This window comes from Candidatus Paceibacterota bacterium, from assembly GCA_041666915.1.
GTDB lineage: Bacteria > Patescibacteriota > Minisyncoccia > Phycocordibacterales > PALSA-1337 > C7867-002.
In genome coordinates this window covers 45,704-65,609 of sequence record JBAYFZ010000002.1, presented here as the reverse complement: position 1 = coordinate 65,609, position 19,906 = coordinate 45,704, and the positions used below count along the sequence as shown (strand labels likewise).

21 protein-coding genes and 4 tRNA genes are annotated in these 19,906 nt (G+C 39.3%); 13 read left to right on the top strand and 12 right to left on the bottom strand.

Going from position 1 to position 19,906, the window contains the following annotated elements; translation table 11 throughout:
* Positions 1-192 precede the first annotated feature (192 nt).
* A complete protein-coding gene (locus tag WCS89_02850; GenBank protein ID MFA6554423.1) occupies positions 193-717 on the bottom strand; it encodes an NYN domain-containing protein in 525 nt (174 codons plus the stop codon).
* Positions 718-816: 99 nt separating this feature from the next.
* Positions 817-1,083: a 30S ribosomal protein S15 gene (gene rpsO / locus WCS89_02845; GenBank protein ID MFA6554422.1), complete on the bottom strand. Its 267-nt coding sequence runs from the start codon at positions 1,081-1,083 to the stop codon at positions 817-819.
* 63 nt (positions 1,084-1,146) lie between these two features.
* On the opposite strand from rpsO, the gene xerA reads away from it, so the two are divergent.
* Positions 1,147-2,064: a site-specific tyrosine recombinase/integron integrase gene (gene xerA / locus WCS89_02840; protein MFA6554421.1), complete on the top strand. Its 918-nt coding sequence runs from the start codon at positions 1,147-1,149 to the stop codon at positions 2,062-2,064.
* A 30-nt stretch (positions 2,065-2,094) separates the two neighbouring features.
* Positions 2,095-2,889, top strand: coding sequence for an exodeoxyribonuclease III (locus WCS89_02835; GenBank protein ID MFA6554420.1), 795 nt, complete (start codon positions 2,095-2,097; stop codon positions 2,887-2,889).
* 501 nt (positions 2,890-3,390) lie between these two features.
* Here WCS89_02835 and WCS89_02830 read toward each other — a convergent pair.
* Entirely contained in the window at positions 3,391-4,875 is a 1,485-nt protein-coding gene (locus WCS89_02830; GenBank protein MFA6554419.1) for an HD domain-containing protein, read from the bottom strand.
* A 106-nt stretch (positions 4,876-4,981) separates the two neighbouring features.
* Between WCS89_02830 and WCS89_02825 the strand changes: the two genes are divergently transcribed.
* From WCS89_02825 to WCS89_02790, 8 genes are all read left to right on the top strand, one after another.
* Positions 4,982-5,674: a hypothetical protein gene (locus WCS89_02825; protein MFA6554418.1), complete on the top strand. Its 693-nt coding sequence runs from the start codon at positions 4,982-4,984 to the stop codon at positions 5,672-5,674.
* Positions 5,653-5,725, top strand: a tRNA-Arg gene (locus WCS89_02820). The genes WCS89_02825 and WCS89_02820 overlap by 22 nt, the downstream gene beginning before the upstream one ends.
* A gap of 105 nt (positions 5,726-5,830) precedes the next feature.
* Positions 5,831-5,901, top strand: a tRNA-Gly gene (locus WCS89_02815).
* 184 nt (positions 5,902-6,085) lie between these two features.
* The gene (locus WCS89_02810) at positions 6,086-6,496 is read left to right on the top strand and encodes a YraN family protein (GenBank protein MFA6554417.1); all 411 of its coding nucleotides are present in this window, start codon (positions 6,086-6,088) and stop codon (positions 6,494-6,496) included.
* A gap of 22 nt (positions 6,497-6,518) precedes the next feature.
* Positions 6,519-6,591, top strand: a tRNA-Pro gene (locus tag WCS89_02805).
* Position 6,592: 1 nt separating this feature from the next.
* Positions 6,593-7,027: a hypothetical protein gene (locus WCS89_02800; protein MFA6554416.1), complete on the top strand. Its 435-nt coding sequence runs from the start codon at positions 6,593-6,595 to the stop codon at positions 7,025-7,027.
* Positions 7,028-7,110: 83 nt separating this feature from the next.
* Positions 7,111-7,181, top strand: a tRNA-Gly gene (locus tag WCS89_02795).
* A gap of 244 nt (positions 7,182-7,425) precedes the next feature.
* Entirely contained in the window at positions 7,426-8,061 is a 636-nt protein-coding gene (locus WCS89_02790) for a hypothetical protein (GenBank protein MFA6554415.1), read from the top strand.
* 545 nt (positions 8,062-8,606) lie between these two features.
* Here the strand turns inward: WCS89_02790 and WCS89_02785 are convergent.
* Positions 8,607-9,017 (bottom strand): four helix bundle protein, encoded by a 411-nt coding sequence (locus tag WCS89_02785; protein MFA6554414.1) that lies wholly within the window; start codon positions 9,015-9,017, stop codon positions 8,607-8,609.
* Between the two features lie 3 nt (positions 9,018-9,020).
* Here WCS89_02785 and WCS89_02780 point away from each other — a divergent pair, with 3 nt between their 5' ends.
* Entirely contained in the window at positions 9,021-10,025 is a 1,005-nt protein-coding gene (locus WCS89_02780) for a reverse transcriptase domain-containing protein (GenBank protein ID MFA6554413.1), read from the top strand.
* Between the two features lie 167 nt (positions 10,026-10,192).
* Here the strand turns inward: WCS89_02780 and WCS89_02775 are convergent, their stop codons facing one another.
* The 4 genes from WCS89_02775 to rny all read right to left on the bottom strand — a co-directional run bounded on the left by WCS89_02775 (position 10,193) and on the right by rny (position 13,158).
* Complete coding sequence (locus WCS89_02775; GenBank protein MFA6554412.1) at positions 10,193-10,465, bottom strand: HU family DNA-binding protein; 273 nt, start codon at positions 10,463-10,465, stop codon at positions 10,193-10,195.
* Between the two features lie 203 nt (positions 10,466-10,668).
* Positions 10,669-11,328, bottom strand: a complete 660-nt coding sequence (locus WCS89_02770; protein ID MFA6554411.1) for a nucleotidyl transferase AbiEii/AbiGii toxin family protein — start codon at positions 11,326-11,328, stop codon at positions 10,669-10,671.
* Between the two features lie 18 nt (positions 11,329-11,346).
* Entirely contained in the window at positions 11,347-11,544 is a 198-nt protein-coding gene (locus tag WCS89_02765) for a hypothetical protein (protein MFA6554410.1), read from the bottom strand.
* Positions 11,545-11,628: 84 nt separating this feature from the next.
* Complete coding sequence (gene rny / locus WCS89_02760; protein ID MFA6554409.1) at positions 11,629-13,158, bottom strand: ribonuclease Y; 1,530 nt, start codon at positions 13,156-13,158, stop codon at positions 11,629-11,631.
* Between the two features lie 270 nt (positions 13,159-13,428).
* Here rny and WCS89_02755 point away from each other — a divergent pair, with 270 nt between their 5' ends.
* Both WCS89_02755 and WCS89_02750 read left to right on the top strand, forming a co-directional pair.
* A complete protein-coding gene (locus tag WCS89_02755; protein MFA6554408.1) occupies positions 13,429-14,010 on the top strand; it encodes an ATP-dependent Clp protease proteolytic subunit in 582 nt (193 codons plus the stop codon).
* Positions 14,011-14,158: 148 nt separating this feature from the next.
* Positions 14,159-14,881 (top strand): RsmE family RNA methyltransferase, encoded by a 723-nt coding sequence (locus WCS89_02750; GenBank protein MFA6554407.1) that lies wholly within the window; start codon positions 14,159-14,161, stop codon positions 14,879-14,881.
* Between the two features lie 71 nt (positions 14,882-14,952).
* On the opposite strand, the gene WCS89_02745 is transcribed toward WCS89_02750, so the two are convergent.
* The 4 genes from WCS89_02745 to WCS89_02730 all read right to left on the bottom strand — a co-directional run bounded on the left by WCS89_02745 (position 14,953) and on the right by WCS89_02730 (position 19,836).
* Positions 14,953-16,068, bottom strand: coding sequence for a trigger factor (locus WCS89_02745; GenBank protein ID MFA6554406.1), 1,116 nt, complete (start codon positions 16,066-16,068; stop codon positions 14,953-14,955).
* A 306-nt stretch (positions 16,069-16,374) separates the two neighbouring features.
* Positions 16,375-16,866 carry a hypothetical protein gene (locus tag WCS89_02740; protein ID MFA6554405.1) on the bottom strand — a complete coding sequence of 164 codons (492 nt, stop codon included), beginning with the start codon at positions 16,864-16,866 and terminating at the stop codon, positions 16,375-16,377.
* A gap of 37 nt (positions 16,867-16,903) precedes the next feature.
* Entirely contained in the window at positions 16,904-17,725 is an 822-nt protein-coding gene (locus WCS89_02735) for a hypothetical protein (GenBank protein MFA6554404.1), read from the bottom strand.
* 125 nt (positions 17,726-17,850) lie between these two features.
* A complete protein-coding gene (locus WCS89_02730; GenBank protein MFA6554403.1) occupies positions 17,851-19,836 on the bottom strand; it encodes a sodium-translocating pyrophosphatase in 1,986 nt (661 codons plus the stop codon).
* Positions 19,837-19,906: the final 70 nt, after the last annotated feature.

The window sequence follows — 19,906 nt, the reverse complement described above, 5'->3', positions numbered from 1 at the left end:
CTGCTCCACCAATTGGCGGATGTTTGAAACATCGAGAGGACTCACCCCTAGATTACAGATTGCAAGGCATTTTTGCTTGCGTGAAAACCTGTGTATCTAGGGATCAGTAATAATTAATAAAGGTACTTCGGACACATCAAATGTAACACGGTCGGCTTGTGTTCAACAAGTAAGGTTTTATTTTTTATCTTATTATTTCCCCTTCCCTCCTGATCTTAGCAAATACTTATTCGGAGCTTGATCTAGGTCCATGAAGTTATCTGCTGCTTCTATAAGCTTAGCAGAAGTAGATTTACCGAATGAAGCGACTTCAACTTGGCAACCTTGGTTCATTTGCAAGTATTCAACGAGCGGTACGAAGTCACCGTCACCAGTTACAAGGATAACTGAGTCTAGTTTTGGTGATAGTTTGACTGCATCTATAGCAAGCCCAACGTCCCAGTCGGCCTTCTTGGCTCCAGAACTAAAGACTTGGAGATCTTTGACCTTGGTTTCTATACCCATCTTTGTAAGTGCCTCGAAAAAGGCGTTTTCTTCACCTGATTCTGTAGCGATAACGTAAGCTACGGCTCGAACGAGTTTGCGTCCGTCCATTGCGTCTTTGACTATTTGACCAAAATTGACTTTGGAGTGATATAGATTTTTACCACTATGATATAGATTTTGTGCGTCTATGAAAATACCAACGCGCTGTTCTTTGTGTTTGATTATTGACATGAAAATGTTTTATAAATTATTTCTTATTAAAAAGTCTTACTAATACAATTATACCCTAATGAGGGTATAAGTAGTTAAATATGAGAGAAAGAGAAAAGACTATTTCTTGAGTTCCAACTTCTTTATGATAGCTGAATAACGTCTTGGATAGTTCTTCTTGAGGTAATTGAGGTGAGTCTGACGATCTGCAACCATGCCTAGGAGACCACGTCTTGAGTGATTGTCCTTGCGATGTTTGCGTAGATGACCTGTTAGTTCGTCGATTCTTTTTGTTAAAAGAGCGACTTGTACTTCCGGAGAACCGCTATCCTTTTCGTGGATGCCGGTTTCTTTGATTATCTTGGTCTTTTGTCTCGGTGTTAACATGGCGATTATCATAGCATGAATGGAATATTGGCGCAAGGACGGCTTTAAGACTACAATGTACCTATGTCGCAAAATATCAATGAGCTCAAACAGCAGTTTTTGGAATATGTTGAGATAGAAAAGGGTCGTTCTCTCAAAACTGTTGAGAATTATGATCATTACATCTCTCGTTTCATAGAATATTCCAAAATAAAGAAGGGTGAAGACATTACAGAAAAGATAGTTAGGGAGTTTCATTTGTGGCTCAATCGTCAATCAAGCAATAGAAAGGCTGAAAAAGAGACTCTGAAGAAGAAAACTCAGAACTATTATCTCATTGCCCTACGTTCTTTCCTGAAATTCTTGGCAAAGCGTGGTGTGAAGTCTTTATCTCCTGAACATATAGAGTTAGCAAAGGTTGGAGAACGTCCACTAGACCTCATAACTTCTGAAGAATTGAAAAGACTTCTAGATTCGTCCAATGGTGATGATTTGAAATCATTACGTGATAAAGCCATATTAGAGCTCCTATTCTCTACCGGTCTTCGTGTCTCTGAGCTCTGTTCCATTTCAAGAGATATAGATCTTAGTGCTGATGAGTTTTCCATAAGAGGTAAAGGAGAGAAAATCCGTGTAGTTTTCCTTTCTTCTGAAGCAAAAAGTGCCATCAAAAAGTATTTGGATAAGCGTGCAGATATAGACGATGCCCTCTTTGTTCGTCTAGGTCGTGAAAATGCTAGAGGTGGTGATTTGCGACTTGATACACGTTCTGTTGAGCGTATTGTGAAGCAATGCGCCATAAAAGCTGGTATATCAAAGAAAGTTACGCCCCACGTCATTCGACATGTCTTTGCCACAGATTTACTTTCCAATGGTGCCGATCTACGTTCAGTTCAAATGCTTTTGGGGCATTCCAATATAAGTACAACCCAAATCTATACTCACGTTACGGATTCGGAATTAAAAAGAGTTCATAAACAGTTTCATAATAAGAGGAAGTAAAAATTATATAGATAATGTTATCATTGTCCTATGCGTATCATTTCTTGGAACGTAAATGGTTATCGTGCCAACGTCAAAAAAGGTGGTTTTGATTGGTTTTTGAGCGAATCTCCTGATATTTACTGTATTCAAGAAGTAAAAGCTGAAGCAGAACAGCTAGAAGCTGGTGTAAGGAATCCTGTTGGTTATTTTTCATACTTTGATCATTCAAAAGGACGCAAAGGCTATAGCGGTGTAGCCGTATATTCCAAAGTTAAACCTACGAAAGTTGAATATGGAATGGGAATCCCAGAATTTGATCAAGAAGGACGTTTTCTAGCTTTATTTTATGAAGAAAATGCTTTTGGTAATAAGTTGGGTAAATTTGTTTTACTCAATGTCTATTTCCCCAACGGAGGTGGTGGTCCAGAGAGACTTGAATTCAAGTTGAAATATTATGATGAGTTTTTGAAATATATAAATGGATTGAAGAAAAATGGTTATGAAGTAGTCTTTTGTGGTGATATTAATACTGCTCATACAGAGATTGATCTAGCTAGACCAAAAGAAAATGTTGATAATACAGGTTTTCTTCCGGTTGAACGTGCGTGGTTGGATGAAGTTGTAAACGCCGGCTATACGGATGTTTTTCGTCATTTTTATCCAAATGAGATTGGTAAATATACATATTGGGATATGAAAACCTTTGCAAGAGAAAGGAATGTTGGTTGGCGTATAGATTATTTCTTTGTTACTTCTGGGATTTTGAAGAAGATAGAAAAGACCAAAATACGAGATAGTGTCATAGGTTCAGATCACTGCCCTATTGAGTTGGTGATTAGGTGATTAGCATAAAAAACGAACAAAATAAAACCGCACAGATATGCGATCAGAATGAGCGCAAGTGTGCGGTTTTTAAGTTCCTCTCAAAATAAGAAAGAACAAGTGGGTCACATGACCCTTAGGTTCAAAAGTCGAACCTAATTCATCCAGACAGTTCCTTAAAGGTGGCGATGTGCAGTCTCTTTTTGAAATTGCTCTCCCGTAGGGAGGCATAAATATATTTGAGAGTCATACATCGTCATTCTTCCTTAGCAACGGAAGGATGGATTTAAAAGTTTTTGAGAGAGACTTCAAACTAGGAGTAGAAGCCTACCTTTCCCTTTATAAAAGAACATTGCTTGTTACGATCACAGAATAATATCAGCGAAATTTTTTCTAACCTCTATTTTTTTCGTGTACATTATTCTGCGATCGTCTCGGACAACAAACTGGTCTGGTACTATTCTATGTCCTTTACAATAGAGTGTAAAGGACAAACTGTGGATAACTCTATAATTATGTCCTTTATCTAACACTGTGCTTGTTTCTAATCTCTTCTATTTCTTTTTCTTCGGCTTCTGCTTTCTTTTCTTTCCCTTTTGTTGCAAGATTATTCAATTCTTCTTCGGATAATGCAATAAGTTTTTGAGTTTTTTCTTCAAGATAATCTTTTGTATTTAATTTTGGATCATCCAAAACCTCTTCCATGAGAGCATTCAAAACCATACCAACTTTTGGACTTGGTGGAATGTTGGCAATCTCCATTATCCTCTTTCCATCAATTTTGAGCATTTTCACAGAAACAGGAGCTCTTACAGCTTCTTCTATCATTGATTTATACTTTCTAAGCCTGTAAGGGTCTTCTTTTGGTCTTCCTGTACCAATACGGTCGCACATACGTAGATTCATAAGGTTCCAGATATTATCTGGTCCGACGTTAACAACCATCCTTCTTACTGCAGAAAGGCTTATTTGCTCAGGATCAGCAAAAAACATGTGCCAACGTACCAATTTAGTCACTTTTTCTATTGTTGCACGTGAAAACTTCAATTTCTCTAGTATTCTACGTGTTTCACGTGAACCAACTACGTCATGACCATAGAAAGTAGGCTGATTTGTCTCACGTGAAAAGTCTTTGGTCTTTGGTTTACCTATATCGTGGAATAAAGCCGATAGGCGCATATCCAAGTCGTAACCCTTGTCTGCTGAATGTTGAACGGTCCTAAGCAAGTGTTCCCAAACATCGTAAAGGTGTGCTTGCGGTTGTTTTACACCAATTCCCTGTTCTAATTCAGGGATAATGTATTGAAGCAATCCTGATTCGTGAAGTAATTCAATACCTTTCTTTGGACTTTCTGACATCATTATCTTGGTAAACTCATCCCTAACCCTTTCCAAGGATACTTCTTTTATTAGTGAATTATGGCTCTGTATAGCCTTGAAAGTTTCGGAGTTACACGTGAAACCTAATTCCACAGCCAAACGAACGGCTCTAATCATACGCAAAGCGTCTTCATTGAAGCGGTCCTTGGCTTCCCCGACTGTCCTTATAGTCTTATCCTGAATGTCTTTTAGTCCACCATAAAGATCAATAGTGTCTTTTATGGCTCCATTGGACAAGTTTATAGCTATGGCGTTTACGGTAAAGTCACGTCTTTTGAGATCGTCCTCTATCTTTGTACTGAAAGTTACCTCGTTTGGGTGTCTGCGGTCGCTATAACCAGTTTCGGTTCGGTAAGGCGTTATCTCTATATTCTTTAGAGTTAAGTCTTCAGTTTGTTCATTTATGACAGCAACTGTACCGAAGGTATTTTCATAGACGGTTTTTGGAAACAAAGCTTGAATCTGGTCTGGTTTGGCATTGGTGGTTATATCCCAGTCCCTAGGCTTTCTTCCTAAGAAGATGTCACGAACACAGCCCCCTACTAGATACGCCTCAAATTTGGCATTTTCTAGGGTTCTAAGGGTATCTGCAACTTCCTTTGGGATTGTTTCATCCTTGTTTTTCATGACATTGATTCTACAATAGTTTGGGGTTTTCTCCAATCAGGTTGTTTGCGGTTGATAAATCCATGCTTGTATTCAAAAATTGAACAGTGTATTATAGTTATGTAACATGACAGCAAGATTAATAGAAAAAAATAAAGCAATAGAGCTACGAAAACAGGGTATGACTTACTCTGAAATAACACAAATAGTACCCGTATCAAGGGGATTATTGTCATATTGGTTCAAAGATTTGGAATTTTCTAGAGAAGAAAAAGAGGGTATTGCTAAAAGGTTAGTTGATAGGAGAGGAAAGGGTATGTTGAAGTCGGCCGCGACCAATCGGCAGTCAAGACTCAATAGGGAAATAGTGGCTTTTGAAGATGCAAAAAAGATTTTTAAGGAAATGCAGACCGATCATCGGTTTTTGATTGGGATTACTTTATATTGGGCTGAAGGTGCCAAAAGACACAATAATTTTCAATTTGTGAATTCTGATCCAGACATGGTTGTTTTTATGTATAACTGGATTCAGAAATATCTAAAGGTTGATAGCGATAGGATAAAATGTCGTCTTTTTATACATAGAGTTCCTGGATATGAAAATATAGAAATGTTTTGGGCTGGTAAATTGGGTGTAAATCCAAGCTTGTTTCACAGAACAATTTATAAGCCAACCAAGCGTATTATAAAGAAAAACCCTGATTATAAGGGTTGTATGTGTCTTTATATAACAGATGTCTATGTCTTCAGACTTATGAGAGCTTGGCAAAAGCTATTAATACAGTATTATGGAGATACGCGCTCGTGGCTCAATGGATAGAGCACTTGGCTTCGGACCAAGGGGTTGTAGGTTCGAGTCCTACCGAGCGCACTACTTCGCAATTGGCTAATAGCCAATTGCTTCGTAGTGCAAGCACAGTATAGATATAATTTGTAAAAAAGACTTAATACAGTTATACTCTTGTTTGTAATCAAAGCGGGTATAGTTTAGTGGTAAAACGTATCGTTGCCAACGATAAGTTGGGAGTTCGATTCTCCCTACCCGCACAGGGAAGAGGTTATTAAATATTGTTGTCTCTAATTAACTTATATTTTTAGGCGTTTTTATTGCGCATCTAATTTTGCATAGGACTTATATGAGACTAAGTCCTAAAGAATACGGCTAAAAATCGTAAAAGTAATGGACAACTGGGGATAACCCTGTGGATTTGGTGTATAAAAGACAGGTTTTATGGCTAATATACGTCAAAATAGGAAGTCTAATAACAAGTTGACAGGGAATAAGGGCGAAGACATTTCCTGTAAATTCCTTGTAAATAAAGGGTTTATTATCGTTGATCGTAATTATAGAAAGGTTTGGGGAGAAATAGACATTATTGCTCAAAAAGACAATATTCTACATTTTTTTGAAGTCAAAAGTGTTACCGTTCAATCTTTTCACGATCTTGGTAATGATACTCGTCGTCCAGAAGATAATGTTCATGGCTTGAAAATTAGGCATATTAGGCGTATGGTAGAAACCTATTTGGATGAAAACCATATAGGACTTGAAATAGAATTTCGTTTTCACGTTATATGCGTCTATTTGAATATGGCCAATCGTATGGCGAAATTAAGAATGATAGAGAATATTATTTTATAATATGTTAGGATAGTTTAGTTATCGGAGCGTGGTGTAACGGCTAACATTCCTCTTTTGGGAAGAGGCGACTCCGGGTTCGAATCCCGGCGCTCCGACATGATAAAAAAAATAGTTAATTTCTTTGATAAATTTGAAGATAATGTACGTGGTCATTTGAGCAGGTATCCGATAGTTTATACTCTCATCGGAGGTACGGCCATTGTGCTTTTCTGGCGCGGTGTATGGCATACAGCAGACATTTTGCAGGCTAGGGGAGGATGGTTGGGCTGGTTATTCTATGAACCAGTGAACGCGATCATCGTTACAATAATACTTCTTGCAACAGGTCTTTTTGTTTCTTCTTTTATTGGACAAAGTATTGTGATGAGTGGTCTCAAAAAAGAAAAGAAAGCTACGGACAAGACTGAAAGGGAGGTTCAAGAAGAGGAAGCAGAGATACATCAGATTCAAGCGACTATAAAAGAGATCAAGAAAGAAGTTGATGAGATCAAAGAAGCAGTCTCTCCTGAAGATAAGTCAGTAAGTAAATAAGTTTTTAAAATACAAATATAGCATTACATCTTGTTACGGGTGGATATTATTGCTAGTATAGATTTTGTTCTCAATCAACATATGCGGGATTAGTTAAATGGTATAACAGCTGATTTCCAATCATCGGTCGGGAGTTCGATTCTCCCATCCCGCACAAAGTAGAATAGGGTGACACAAATATATACCTAAATAGAGTCATTATTTCATTGACTTGACTTATAAAACAGTTATGATATAATACTTATCATAACATAAGTTCTTTGATACTCTAATTTGCGTTCGCCACAGCATTTAGCGCCTTACTTTAGGGCTTTGAGTGCTGTGGCGAAGAGCCCAGCATAATAAACCAGAGCATGCCTTAATAAGGCTCGCTCACAATAAAGAAAGGACAAGCTATTATGAATAGCACGTTCACAATGAGTCAAGGTGCGGGTCAGAAATTGGAATTCGCTTTCCAACGCAACGGCGGTAGTACAGCCGTTTTGGATTGGCTTTCTACTGGTGATAACCTTAAGTCGGTCATTCGGCTCGCTAGTGGCGAAGCGGAATTAATCATCAAGCCCAAACCCATCCTTGAACCAGAACTGGCGATTGACCCTGTTATCCGCGTAGATCGCTCCATTCGTCCTTCATATCCAGATTGGGTGAAGGAAGTGATGCATCCGAAATTGGAGAATGTCGGTCCTACGGAATATGACATCACCAAGGTGGAGCAATGGTTACATGATGGTCAGAAGGATGGGTGTATCGGGGGAAACAAAATCTACACTCATCTCAGGGAAACCGACACGTTGAAGACTTGTCTTGGTCTTCGAGACCTTGAAGAAATCCAGAAGAAAGGTATTGTCTTTTTCAGGAAATACTTTAAAGATAAGGCAGTCTTCGGCTGGGCATCAGTCGTGCGGGACCGCCTCGGTAGCCTCTCTGTCCCGTATCTCTACGGGTGCGGCGACAAGGTGATTCTCAATTGGGACTGGCTCGGCAACGATTGGTACGGGACTCTTCGGCTCTCCGTCACGCAAGTTAGCACTTAGACCTTGGTCACTTTGCACTTTCTGCACTTTGACCTTTGTCCTAAAAATTTGGTGGTCTAACCACTCGGCATGGAATGAGCCGCTGACATTCAAAACCCACATGATGAAATCGTGTGGGTTTTCTGCATATGGTAAACTTATATCTGGTAGTAGGCGAATCTGCTGGCGGTCAAGGCTTCCAGCGGCCGAATCCAGTATCCATAAGCTGAGAACGAGAGCGGTCAACCCAGTAGGTGATTCTGCTGAATCAGGCTTCTCTCGGAGGGTTTATGTAGACACTTCAAAAATTGAAGATACTTGGTGTAAAATGCTATGGCATTAGCTCAGTAGGTCATTCTGCTGAATGAGATGCCGAATTCGATTCAACCTTGAGAGTATTCAAAGGGTGGTGGTATGGGAGGCATTTTGCATATACGTGCGGAACCGCAACGGTAACCTCAATGTCCCGTATCTCTACGAGAACGGCGACAAGGTGATTCTCAATTGGAACTGGCTCGACAACAATTGGAACGGTAACAATCCGGCTCTCCGTCACGCAACTCTCTTCATTTCTCCCTCGTCTTCATGGGGGAGTTTTGTTTATCTCGAGTATTGTCGAGAGATTTTGCAAGTTGTCCACTCCAACCACCTAGGTTGCGACCGATTTCATCGAGTTTTACTGATAGTGCGATGTATTTCTTGTCGTTGAGTGATTTAGTTTCCCATAGGATCATGAGCAATATCTTGAGTGTATCAAGTTTTCGTATAGCAAGTCGGATATACGGATGCTTTTCTTGCTGTGACAAGAAACTGGCGGTGACAATAGCTTCAATTGTTTCAACAAACAATGAATCGATGCGGTACCCGAAGGAGTTCCGATTAAATTTTGGTAAATCTTGATAATAACTATGCCACAACAAATAAGCATTTTTGACATTATTCAAGACCGGCAAAATCCGGTTGGGGGGGGCTTTCATAGTTTGCGACGAATCAGATCTAATCATACCTATGATGATATCATTTCTATCGAAAATCTTCTTTTGGCTTGGAAAGAATTTAAGAAAGGTAAGCAATCAAGAAAAGATGTTCAGGAATTTGAACGTGACTTGATGAGTAATGTGATTTCATTGCATCTGGATCTTACAAATAGGAATTACAAGCATTCGCCATATGAAGCATTTAAAATCAATGATCCCAAGCCGAGAGACATACACAAAGCCACTGTTCGTGACAGACTATTACATCATGCCATCTATCGAATACTTTACACATTTTTTGATAAGACATTCATATCTGACTCATACTCTTGCCGGTTGAGAAAGGGGACACATAAAGCCGTCAATAGATTTATGGTTTTCTCCAATAAAGTCACTCATAACCATACTCGAACTGCTTGGGTGCTCAAATGCGACATACGTAAATTCTTTGCCTCGATTGATCAGCGAAACTTGCTTCAGATTCTTGAAACGTATATTCCAGATAAGGATATCGTTGCTCTTATCTCAGAAATCGTGCATAGTTTTTCTTCAACTGGAAAAGGTGTCGGTCTACCACTTGGCAATCTTACTTCGCAGTTGCTGGTGAACATATATATGAATGAATTTGATCAGTATATGAAACATAAAATAAAAGCGAAATATTATATCCGTTATGCTGATGATTTTGTAATTTTGTCACCTGACCGAACTTGGCTATACCAAATTATTCAAAAGATCACTGATTTTCTGAAGAATAGATTAATACTCCAGCTACATCCAAAAAAAGTCTCTATACGTACGATTGCTTCCGGTAACGATTATCTTGGGTGGATCAATTTTCCTGACCACCGTGTTCTGCGGACAAGTGCTAAAAGGAGAATGTTTCGAAAATTACAATCATGTAACGGTAAATCAGCTACAGTGCAGTCCTATTTAGGGTTGATAAGTCATGGTAATAGTAAAAAGTTGGAAGCCGTGATTAGGAATCTAACAATCAAAACCCAATAGGGAAAATTACGTTTTGATTTATTGCTTATATTCGTTTGTATACGATTGTATCCGTAAAGTCAACTGTACAAACAAAAAACCGCTGTTAAGGCGGTCTTTTGTTCGATAACAATAAGAAGACTTTTGGTGATCCTATTGAGTTTGTTTGTAATAGCCTTACAGAGCTACTATTTAACTGCGTCCTTGAGGGCCTTTGCGGCGCGGAACTTTGGAACCTTCATAGCTGGGACCTTGATGGCCTCACCCGTGCGAGGATTGCGAGCTTCGCGAGCTGCACGCTGTTTTACTGAGAAGATACCGAGACCTGCGATAGATACTTCATCACCCTTCTTGAGTGAATCAATGATGCTATTAATGGCTGTCTCGACTGCTTGCTCGGCTTGAACCTTGGTTCCTCCGAGGATTGCGTGAACTGCATCTACAATACCTGCTTTGTTCATAGTTGTTTTTATTACTTAATAAATTACTAACTGGTCCCGCCCCGCACCACTATCTCCGAGAGGAGAGCGGGACGAGTCTCGAACCGTGGCTATAATTATATAGTAAGCCGTATTATAAGCAACAGGAGTTATACTATTGACATATATAGCCAATTTGTTCTTGAATTTTTTTGAATTAAATTTAAAAAGTAAAATATTAGTACCTACCTTACCTCACCACTTGAAAGTCTTTTGGCTTCATTCATAAAAAATGATTGCCAGTCTTTTTCATCAATCTTTTTAATCATCGTAGGGTAATCTTTCAATTCTTGGCATTTGACGAATTGCGCGGCAAGCTGTAGGGGATCAATGAAATTATCAAATTTTACTTGAGCCTTTTTGGCTAGATCATCAATCGTCCAGTCCTTTTTCTCTTGCAATATGCAGTATAAATCAATGAAATCACGAGAACGAGGTTTTTGGTATATGGTAAAAACCTTATTTACGGCAATATCTAGTAAACTATCAACTGATAAATCATCCAGTTTTTGCTTGAGGTCAATTCTTGCAAAAGGGAAATAGGTGAATTCTGTCTTTATAGAGTCATTTTCCAATTCTAAAAAGAATAGGTTTCTATTAAAGCTTTGCTCATAGGAGACTTTTTTAATACCAGCACTTTTCTGGATTTTCTTAAATAGTGTAGAAATAGCTTGTGGATCAAATTCATTTTCGGAAAAGAAATCCAAGTCTTCAGATAGGCGATGGTGGAGATAAAATTCTGTCAAAGCGGTACCGCCAGTTAAATAGAAATTGTCGGTTATCAGGCTTTCTTTGGCAAGAATTGAAAGCAAATTCTGTTGATTCTTGGAGAGAATTGACTGCATGTTTATGTAAGCTAGAAATTATGCAAATAATGCAAGAGCGAGAGCCTTGCGTTTCCAAGGATCTATATCTAGGCGATCCCAGAATTTAAGTAAATCAACTTTACTCATGATTTTCTCACCGATACCCCAGTTTATACGTTGCTCAAGCTTCCAGATGGTATGTGCCTCTGGATTCTTGACAAGTTCTTTTTCATCAACTGACCAATGCTTATTCATTGCTATATTATACCATTTTTTCACAAAAAATACCCGAAGAATGATTTTCTAGGGGTATTTTTCTGTGAGGTCGGACCTCGTTTTTTACCTAGCGAACTCAATAGTCCTTGTTTCTCTGATGATAGTAACTTTGATTTCACCAGGATATTTCAAGTCTTTTTCTATTTTGAGGGCTATATTGCGAGCTAATTCCTTGGCTGCGACATCATTGATCTCTTCTGGCTTAACGAATATTCTTATTTCACGGCCAGCTTGTAGAGCGTAAGATTTTTCAATACCAGGGAATGAATTAGCTAGAGCTTCTAGATCGCCGAGTCTCTTCAAATAATTTTCAATGTTATCACGACGAGCACCGGGACGAGCTCCGGAAATTGCATCGGCAGTTTGGACGATACGAGATTCAACTGTTTCGTAAGGATATTCCTCATGATGAGCTTGCATAGCTTTGATGATCTCTTCTGATGCACCAAACTTTTGCAAGATACGACGACCAATGTCTACGTGAGTACCAGCAACTTCATGGTCTAGAGCTTTACCTAGATCGTGTAGAAGAGCACCAGCCTTTGCAACTTGAACATTGGCACCTAGTTCTTCGGCTATCATACCTGCGATGTGTGCCATTTCTATGGAGTGTTGCAAGACATTTTGACCGTAACTAGTACGGAAATGGAGACGGCCTAGAATAAGGAGAATTCTAGGGTCTAATCCTATAATACCGCAATCATAAGCAGCTTGTTCACCCTTTTCCTTTATGGTTTTATTGATATCTTGTTTGGCTTTTTCTACAACCTGTTCAATCTTGGCTGGTTGAATACGACCATCTTTGATGAGTTCTGAAAGAGCTATTCTTGCGATATGACGGCGAACTGGATCAAATGATGAAATAGTAATAGCTCCTGGAGTATCATCAACCATGACTTCAACACCGGTGATACGTTCAAAAGCTTTGATATTACGACCTTCTTTACCGATGATTTTACCTTTGACATCATCACTAGGAATCTCTACGGAAGTAGACATGACATCTTGAGCAACTGATGAAGCAAGACGTTGGATAGATATAGCCAAAATATCTCGAGCTTTTTGATCTAACATTTCTTCGCCATGAGTATCTAACTTATTCATACGAACAAGCAAGTCTTCTTCGGATTGTTTTTCTACGAGCTTGATGAGTTGTTCTTTGGCTTCTTCTGACGTTAATTTTGCTATTTTCTCTAGAGCAGACTTACGATCTTCTTCCATTTTGTCGGCTTTTTCACGAATAGCCTTTATTTCAGCCACGCGTTGCTTGATCATTTCTACTTCTTTGTCTAGATCTGACTGACGTTTGTCCAATAAATCCTCTCGTTTTACGAGACGATCTTCGGTTTGATGAATCTTATCTTCTTTCTCTTTGATCTCTATCTTTGCATCGTCGTGAATTTTGGCGGCTTTGGCTTCGGTATCAGCGGTGATCTTTTTTGCTTCCTCTTTGGCAGCAAGGAGCATTTCCTTGATCTCAAGTTCCATAGAACCCTTTTTGCCCAATGAGATGATCAGTCGTAGATAATATCCGACAGCCACACCGACAACTCCGGCGATGGAGAGGTAAAGTGCGACTAGTTTGAGTGACATATACGGATTGGATCCGCCTTTTGCGAACTATTGTGAAAGTAACATATGAGTTTTTAGCTGGATCTGAATTGTAAGTTGTTTCATAAGTTTGAACGTCACGCCAAGTTCGGAAAAAACGGTATCAAAATTAAAATTTAGTAACAATTGTATCTTATAACAGAGGAGGGCAGTTGTCTAGTTTTTCGTACTTGAAAAAAGATGTCACATGATGTATCGTATGTCAATAAAGCCAAATAATTATACAGAATCATATAGTAACCATATAAAACCATGTTAATACCAACAGTAATAGAAAAATCAAGTTTTGGAGAGCGCGCTTATGATATATATTCTCGTTTGCTAAAAGATAGCATCATTTTTCTTGGCGGGCCTATAGATGACCATACTGCCAACTTGGTAATTGCTCAGCTTCTATTCTTACAATCCGAAGATCCAAAGAAAGAGATTTCTCTTTATGTAAATTCTCCTGGCGGTTCTGTAACAGCGACTTTGGCTATCATAGATACGATGCAACATATTAAAAATGATATTTCTACAGTTTGTGTTGGCCTTGCGGCATCGGGTGCAGCCTTAGTTCTCTCTGCTGGTACAAAAGGAAAGCGTATAGCCTTACCAAATTCTGAAGTTATGATTCACCAGCCTTTGGGTGGTGCAGAAGGTCAGGCTTCTGATATTGAGATCAGTGCAAAACATATTTTGAAGACTCGCTTGATGTTGAATAAGATTCTTGCAAAAAATACAGGTCAGACTTTGGCGAAGATTGAAAAGGATGTTGATCGCGATTTCTTCATGGACGCAGAAGAAGCTAAGAAGTATGGGTTAGTCGATCAGGTTACATCAGTCAAGAAGTAAGACTTGTAAATTTGACGCGCTTCGTTGTCGCTTCACTCGTTTGTGACTAGGCAGTATTATTCATACAGCCTAGTCACAAGCCTCGCTTGCTCCTAGAATCGCATTCAAATTTCCAAGTCTTTACAGTTATAATTGAAATATTGAAATCATGAGACTCCATCGTTTTTACATTTCAGAAAAAATCGGTGTCAAAACCGAAATCACGGTAAACTCTGTTGAATTGGTAAATCAGATTCAGCGAGTTTTTCGTTTGAAGAAAGGTGATATGGTAATTACCTTTGACGGATCTGGTCTTGATTTTGAATGTGAGATTGTTGGTCTAGAGAAAGAAGCCGTTGCTTTGAAAGTTATAAAATCAGAACCAAGTCGCTTTGTACCAAAGAGAGAAGTTTATCTTTATCAGGCTCTCGTTAAGAAAGATAATTTTGAATGGATTGTTGAGAAAGCTACAGAGTTGGGTGTAACTCATATTATTCCTGTTATGGCAGAACGTAGTGAGAAGAAATCTTTGAATGAAGAACGTTTGAAAAAAATTGCAATTGAAGCTAGTGAACAAAGTGGTAGAAGTGATGTCCCAACAATTGGTCAAATTATGAAGTTGGAAGATGTGATTCTTGCGACGTCTGGTACTGTGAATTTAAAGCGTTTGGTTTTTCATACAGAAGGTTTGAATTTTGCGACTTACCAGTTAACGAATAATGCCGTAAAGACTAGTTTAGTTGGAATTTTCATTGGTCCAGAAGGAGGTTGGTCTGAAAAGGAAATTGAGCTGTTTCACAAAAATAATATGGACATAGTCTGTCTAGGTAATCAAGTTCTACGATCAGAAACCGCTGTCATTGCTGCCCTTTCCAGGGTAGTGCTTGAGTAATAGTAATTTCATCAGGTAGTAAGTTTCACAAAAAAACACCCTGACAAGTTCAGGGTGTTTTTTTGTATTTATTATTTCTTGCTTTCTTTTTCCCCAGATTTTTCTAACATCTGAAAGACTTTTTCATTTGTTAGAACTGTATCTGCGTATACAGCAGCTCTTTCTTTATCAGCATCTTTGTAGTGTTCTACTATATGAGCAACTTCGGCCTCAATCTCTTTTTGATCAGGTTTTATTTTCTCGGCATCTGAAATGGCATTCAAGATAAGTTGTAGTTTTGCTTTCTTCTCGGCATGAGGTAACCATTCTTTTCTTATTTCTTCTATGGTCTTTTTTGCATGCTTCAAATAATCTTCTAGTTTTACACCCATGCGTTCTATGTCATCTTCAAATTGACCTTGAGTACGATTGAGTTCGGTTTCGATCATGATGTCAGGTATTTCAATAGTTGTTGCATCTGATAGAGCATCAGCTATACGAATGCGAAGTTTTTCACGAGCTTCATCTTTTTTATTTAAACCGATCATCTCACGGATTTTTTCTTTGAATTCAGCTATGTCTTTGAATTCTCCCAAAGATCTTACAAATTCATCATTGAATTCTGGTAGGGAATCCATAATAGCTTTTTCGTGTTCCTCTGGAGACATTTTCTTGTGATCATGACCTTCATGAGAAGCGTGAGACTTTCTAACTTTCAAGATAGCATCTTCAATATCTTTTTCTTCAACTTTGATTTCATTCTTGGAGTCCTTCTTTACTTCTTTCTCAGCAATCTTTTTGTAATCAGGTAATGTGACGACTGGGACGATGGCAGTGATAGCTTTGAATTCTATAGGGTTACCTTTTGCTAGTTTGGTAATCTGAACTTGAGGTCTACCGATAGCGTCTATTTTATTATCAATCAGAATTTCAATATAAGCTTTTGAAAGGGCAAGTTCTGCCATTTCTTCGTTCACAGCTGATTCACCGACTTTGGAAACAAGTACGTTTTCTGGAACCATACCCTTACGAAATCCATCTACAGTGACAGATTCATTTATATTTTTTAATGCTTGCTTACGGAATTTTTCCCAAACCTCGGTAGGTATGGAAGCACTTATCTCAATTTGAGATTTGGCCAAACTCTTTGTAACAGCGGTGCTATATGATTTCACCGCTTCTTTTGGGGTTGAAGATTTATTTGTCATGAAAGCCAGTCTAACGAATAGGGGACAAGTTGGCAAGGTGTTGATGGTAGTGCCACAATCGCAAGAACATTCCTCTTGAAAACCGAGAACCTGTCTGAGCGCAGTTTTAGTTTCTTAGTAAAATGCGAATGTCCTTGGAATTACGAGAGGACGATTAGTCCTCCGTAATTCCTGAGCATTTTACTTAGAAAATAAACGGAGCGAGTCTCGCAGGTTTTCAAAAGGAATGTTCTTGCGATTGTGGCACTAAAAAATCCCTTGCAAACTTGCAAAGGATTTTTTAACGGTAACGAGAGAGTAAGGTTGTTAAATACTTTGAGCGTCAACACCTTCAATGGAAGTGTCTAGATCTGCTTGGAGAGATTGGAGATCGTCTGATGTTCCTGTTACAGGCTTGATTTCCGCTGGAGTCTCGGTGACTACAGGTGTTGTATCTGTTGAAATGAGGTCGTTTATTGCTGTTGTATTATCTACTGGTGTAGATTGCTGATTTACTCTTGAAGCTAGTATATACAAAGCAACAACTATCAAAATGATAATGACCACAAGTCCGGCAACAATAGGTCCAACTTTCTTTGGGGTATTTTTTACTACATTTCCATTATTTGCAGTGTAAATAGGTGGAACGGTATTTGTTGGAGTAGGCTGTTGAATCGGAGTTGAAGGTCGGATTGGTGCTGGGGCTGTAAATGGTTGGACTGGGGTTGAGGGCTGAACTGGTGTTGGAGCTGGTACTGGTGCTGGTGTTGGCGTTGGAGCTGGTTGACTTGGTACGTACTGTTTTTGTATTGGTTCCATGTTTTTATTAAAAATTGTTAATTATGTGGGTTATTAATTATTGTGCTGTTGTAGAAGAAGCCGTGCCATTTTTCAATCCCATTGCCTGAGCAATCGCAACAACTACATCATTTAAAGATTGATGAGTGTATTTTATAGTCTTTTGAACATCATTTATAAGTTTTCGTGCTGAATCCAAGTTGGTGGAATCTGTTGTTGAAGCTGTAGAGTAAGCTTTTAAAGTATCCATTGAAGTTTTTAATTGAATCAACTTTGTATCAGCAATACCTAAAAGTTGTTTTGCTTTTGTCATATCTCTACCACTTTGTTGGTCTTTTTCTATTCTAGAACCAATGCGTTTACGTAATTCTGTTAGATTTTTGACAGCAACTTCAAGTTGCTTGGCAACATTCTCCTTCTTTTGACGAATAGTAGTTCGTTCATCTTCTTGACCATCGCGACGCATCATAGGTGTTGTAGAAGCCCCTAGACGTCTCTCGTTTTCTAGACGAGCTTTTAATTCTGCTGGATTTTGAGGTGGCTTATTTATCGTATTTACGATTCGTGGTGAAGTAGAATTATTGGAAACAGATGAGGTTGTCGCTGAAATACGTTTCTCTGTCAAGATATTTCTGGTTTCCTGATTGATTTTGAGGTTTTGAGCTTTTGACTCAAGATCAGCACGGAGCTTCTCTCTGATATTCGCTGTATTAGTGGCTGGGACACCATTTAGGGTATTACCAATACTTGTTGCGGAAGTTGTATCAACGATAGTTTGAGCCTTCGTTGCATGATTGTTGATCAATAAAACTGTGAAAATCGCAATAGTTAGGATAGTTACTGTTTTGAGGGTTTTTGAATAAATGGGATCTTTTTTCATATTATATTTGTATATATTATTGTAATTACAATTGTTAACGATGAGAACTATTCTACCATGGTTGAAAACAAAAAACTGCATGCGCTGTGCATACAGTTTTTTGTTAATTCTAGTTGTAAGTAAGATTACATCAAGAAAGCGACGATCAATAGAGCGACAATGTTCAAGATCTTGATCATTGGGTTGATAGCTGGACCAGCTGTATCCTTGTAAGGATCGCCGACAGTATCACCGGTAACTGCTGCCTTGTGAGCGTCAGAACCTTTTCCTCCATGATTACCTTGTTCAATATGTTTCTTTGCATTATCCCAAGCACCTCCTCCTGATGTCATAGAGATGGCTACGAATAGTCCTGTAACGATAGAACCTACGAGCAAACCTCCGAGAGCGACCGGTCCGAGGATAAATCCAACCAAGATAGGAGCGAGAACAGGGATGAGAGCTGGTACGATCATTTCCTTGATAGCTGCAGATGTGACGATGTCAACACATTTTGCATAATCAGGCTTTGCTGTGCCTTGCATAATACCCTGGATCTCACGGAATTGACGACGAACTTCATCAACGACTTTACCAGCAGCCTTACCTACAGCTTCCATACATAGAGCGGCGAAGTAGTAAGGTAGAAGTCCTCCGATAAAGAGACCGACGATAACTTTTGGATCACTCAAACTAAAGGCGAAATTACCGCCGGTAGCCTCTGTGTATGAGGCGAATAGAACTAGAGCAGCTAGACCAGCAGAACCGATAGCATAGCCCTTTGTGACAGCTTTGGTGGTGTTTCCGACTGCATCTAGAGGATCTGTAACATCACGAACTGCTTGTGGAAGATTTGCCATTTCAGCGATACCTCCAGCATTGTCTGTGATAGGACCGTAAGCATCAATAGCAACGATGATACCTGCCATAGAAAGCATACTCATAGCAGCAACAGCGATACCGTATAGTCCAGCGAAGTAGTAAGCAGCTAGAATACCAGCAACGATGGTGATGAGAGGCCAAGCTGTGGATTTCATTGAGATAGCTAGACCTTGGATGATGTTTGTTCCATGACCAGAAGCAGAAGCATTGGCGATGGATTGTACAGGTTTGTACTTTGTTGATGTGTAATATTCAGTGATAACTACGAGGAAACCTGTAACCAAGAGACCGATGATAGTTGCGCCGAATAGATTGAGAACACTATAAGAACCGTTACCCTTCATGATGACGTTTGTAACAGGGTAGAAAGCAATAGCAGACAAAACTCCGGCAACGACTAGGCCTTTGTACATAGCACCCATGATGTTTCCAGATTTACCTAGTTTGACGAACCATGTTCCGATGATAGAAGCGAAGATTGCGACTCCACCGATAGCAAGAGGATACATGAGAGCACCGTTGAAACCTTGGAATAGAGTTGCACCGAGCATCATGACAGCAATAGTAGTAACAGCGTAAGTTTCAAAGAGGTCAGCTGCCATACCTGCACAGTCACCGACGTTATCTCCTACGTTATCGGCGATAACTCCAGGATTTCTTGGATCATCTTCTGGAATACCAGCTTCAACTTTACCAACGAGGTCTGTACCTACGTCAGCGGCTTTGGTGAATATACCTCCACCCAAACGGGCGAAGACTGAAATCAAACTTGAACCGAAAGCTAGACCGATGAGAGAAGCGACACTTCCTGTAATAACATAGAAGCCAGTTACTCCGAGAAGAGCAAGACCAACTACTAGTAATCCAGTAACGGCACCACCTTTGAAAGCCAAAGATAGGGCTGATGCCAAGCCACTGCGTGCAGCTTCGGCTGTACGGATGTTTGCACGAACAGAGACGTTCATACCGATATAACCTGCCAAAGCAGATAATACGGCACCAACTACGAATCCTAGAGCAATCTGGATACCGAGGAAAATCCAGAGGACGATAAACAATACGACAGCGATCATAGTGATTGTGCGGTATTGTCTATTTAAATAAGCTTTTGCCCCGGCTTGAATAGCGGAAGCAATCTCTTTCATCTTGTCGTTACCGGCTGGCTTCTTCATGATTGAAGCGGCCAATGATAGGCCGTAGACGATGGCGACGATTGAAGCAACGAGGGCGAATATTTCGGACGAATGCATGTTATTTATAGTGATTATTAATATTTGCTGCTAATTTGTAGCAATACGCGAGATTCTAGCAGATATTTGA

Excerpts from the sequence above, each read along its gene's own strand:
- WCS89_02750 (MFA6554407.1), top strand. The coding sequence starts at position 14,159 with ATGAGACTCCATCGTTTTTACATTTCAGAAAAAATCGGTGTCAAAACC.
- WCS89_02790 (MFA6554415.1), top strand. The coding sequence starts at position 7,426 with ATGAATAGCACGTTCACAATGAGTCAAGGTGCGGGTCAGAAATTGGAA.
- WCS89_02830 (MFA6554419.1), bottom strand. The coding sequence starts at position 4,875 with ATGAAAAACAAGGATGAAACAATCCCAAAGGAAGTTGCAGATACCCTT.
- WCS89_02755 (MFA6554408.1), top strand. The coding sequence starts at position 13,429 with ATGTTAATACCAACAGTAATAGAAAAATCAAGTTTTGGAGAGCGCGCT.
- rpsO (MFA6554422.1), bottom strand. The coding sequence starts at position 1,083 with ATGTTAACACCGAGACAAAAGACCAAGATAATCAAAGAAACCGGCATC.
- WCS89_02775 (MFA6554412.1), bottom strand. The coding sequence starts at position 10,465 with ATGAACAAAGCAGGTATTGTAGATGCAGTTCACGCAATCCTCGGAGGA.
- WCS89_02785 (MFA6554414.1), bottom strand. The coding sequence starts at position 9,017 with ATGAAAGCCCCCCCCAACCGGATTTTGCCGGTCTTGAATAATGTCAAA.
- xerA (MFA6554421.1), top strand. The coding sequence starts at position 1,147 with ATGTCGCAAAATATCAATGAGCTCAAACAGCAGTTTTTGGAATATGTT.
- WCS89_02745 (MFA6554406.1), bottom strand. The coding sequence starts at position 16,068 with ATGACAAATAAATCTTCAACCCCAAAAGAAGCGGTGAAATCATATAGC.
- rny (MFA6554409.1), bottom strand. The coding sequence starts at position 13,158 with ATGTCACTCAAACTAGTCGCACTTTACCTCTCCATCGCCGGAGTTGTC.
- WCS89_02800 (MFA6554416.1), top strand. The coding sequence starts at position 6,593 with ATGATAAAAAAAATAGTTAATTTCTTTGATAAATTTGAAGATAATGTA.
- WCS89_02810 (MFA6554417.1), top strand. The coding sequence starts at position 6,086 with ATGGCTAATATACGTCAAAATAGGAAGTCTAATAACAAGTTGACAGGG.
- WCS89_02730 (MFA6554403.1), bottom strand. The coding sequence starts at position 19,836 with ATGCATTCGTCCGAAATATTCGCCCTCGTTGCTTCAATCGTCGCCATC.
- WCS89_02770 (MFA6554411.1), bottom strand. The coding sequence starts at position 11,328 with ATGCAGTCAATTCTCTCCAAGAATCAACAGAATTTGCTTTCAATTCTT.
- WCS89_02825 (MFA6554418.1), top strand. The coding sequence starts at position 4,982 with ATGACAGCAAGATTAATAGAAAAAAATAAAGCAATAGAGCTACGAAAA.
- WCS89_02835 (MFA6554420.1), top strand. The coding sequence starts at position 2,095 with ATGCGTATCATTTCTTGGAACGTAAATGGTTATCGTGCCAACGTCAAA.
- WCS89_02735 (MFA6554404.1), bottom strand. The coding sequence starts at position 17,725 with ATGAAAAAAGATCCCATTTATTCAAAAACCCTCAAAACAGTAACTATC.
- WCS89_02740 (MFA6554405.1), bottom strand. The coding sequence starts at position 16,866 with ATGGAACCAATACAAAAACAGTACGTACCAAGTCAACCAGCTCCAACG.
- WCS89_02850 (MFA6554423.1), bottom strand. The coding sequence starts at position 717 with ATGTCAATAATCAAACACAAAGAACAGCGCGTTGGTATTTTCATAGAC.
- WCS89_02765 (MFA6554410.1), bottom strand. The coding sequence starts at position 11,544 with ATGAATAAGCATTGGTCAGTTGATGAAAAAGAACTTGTCAAGAATCCA.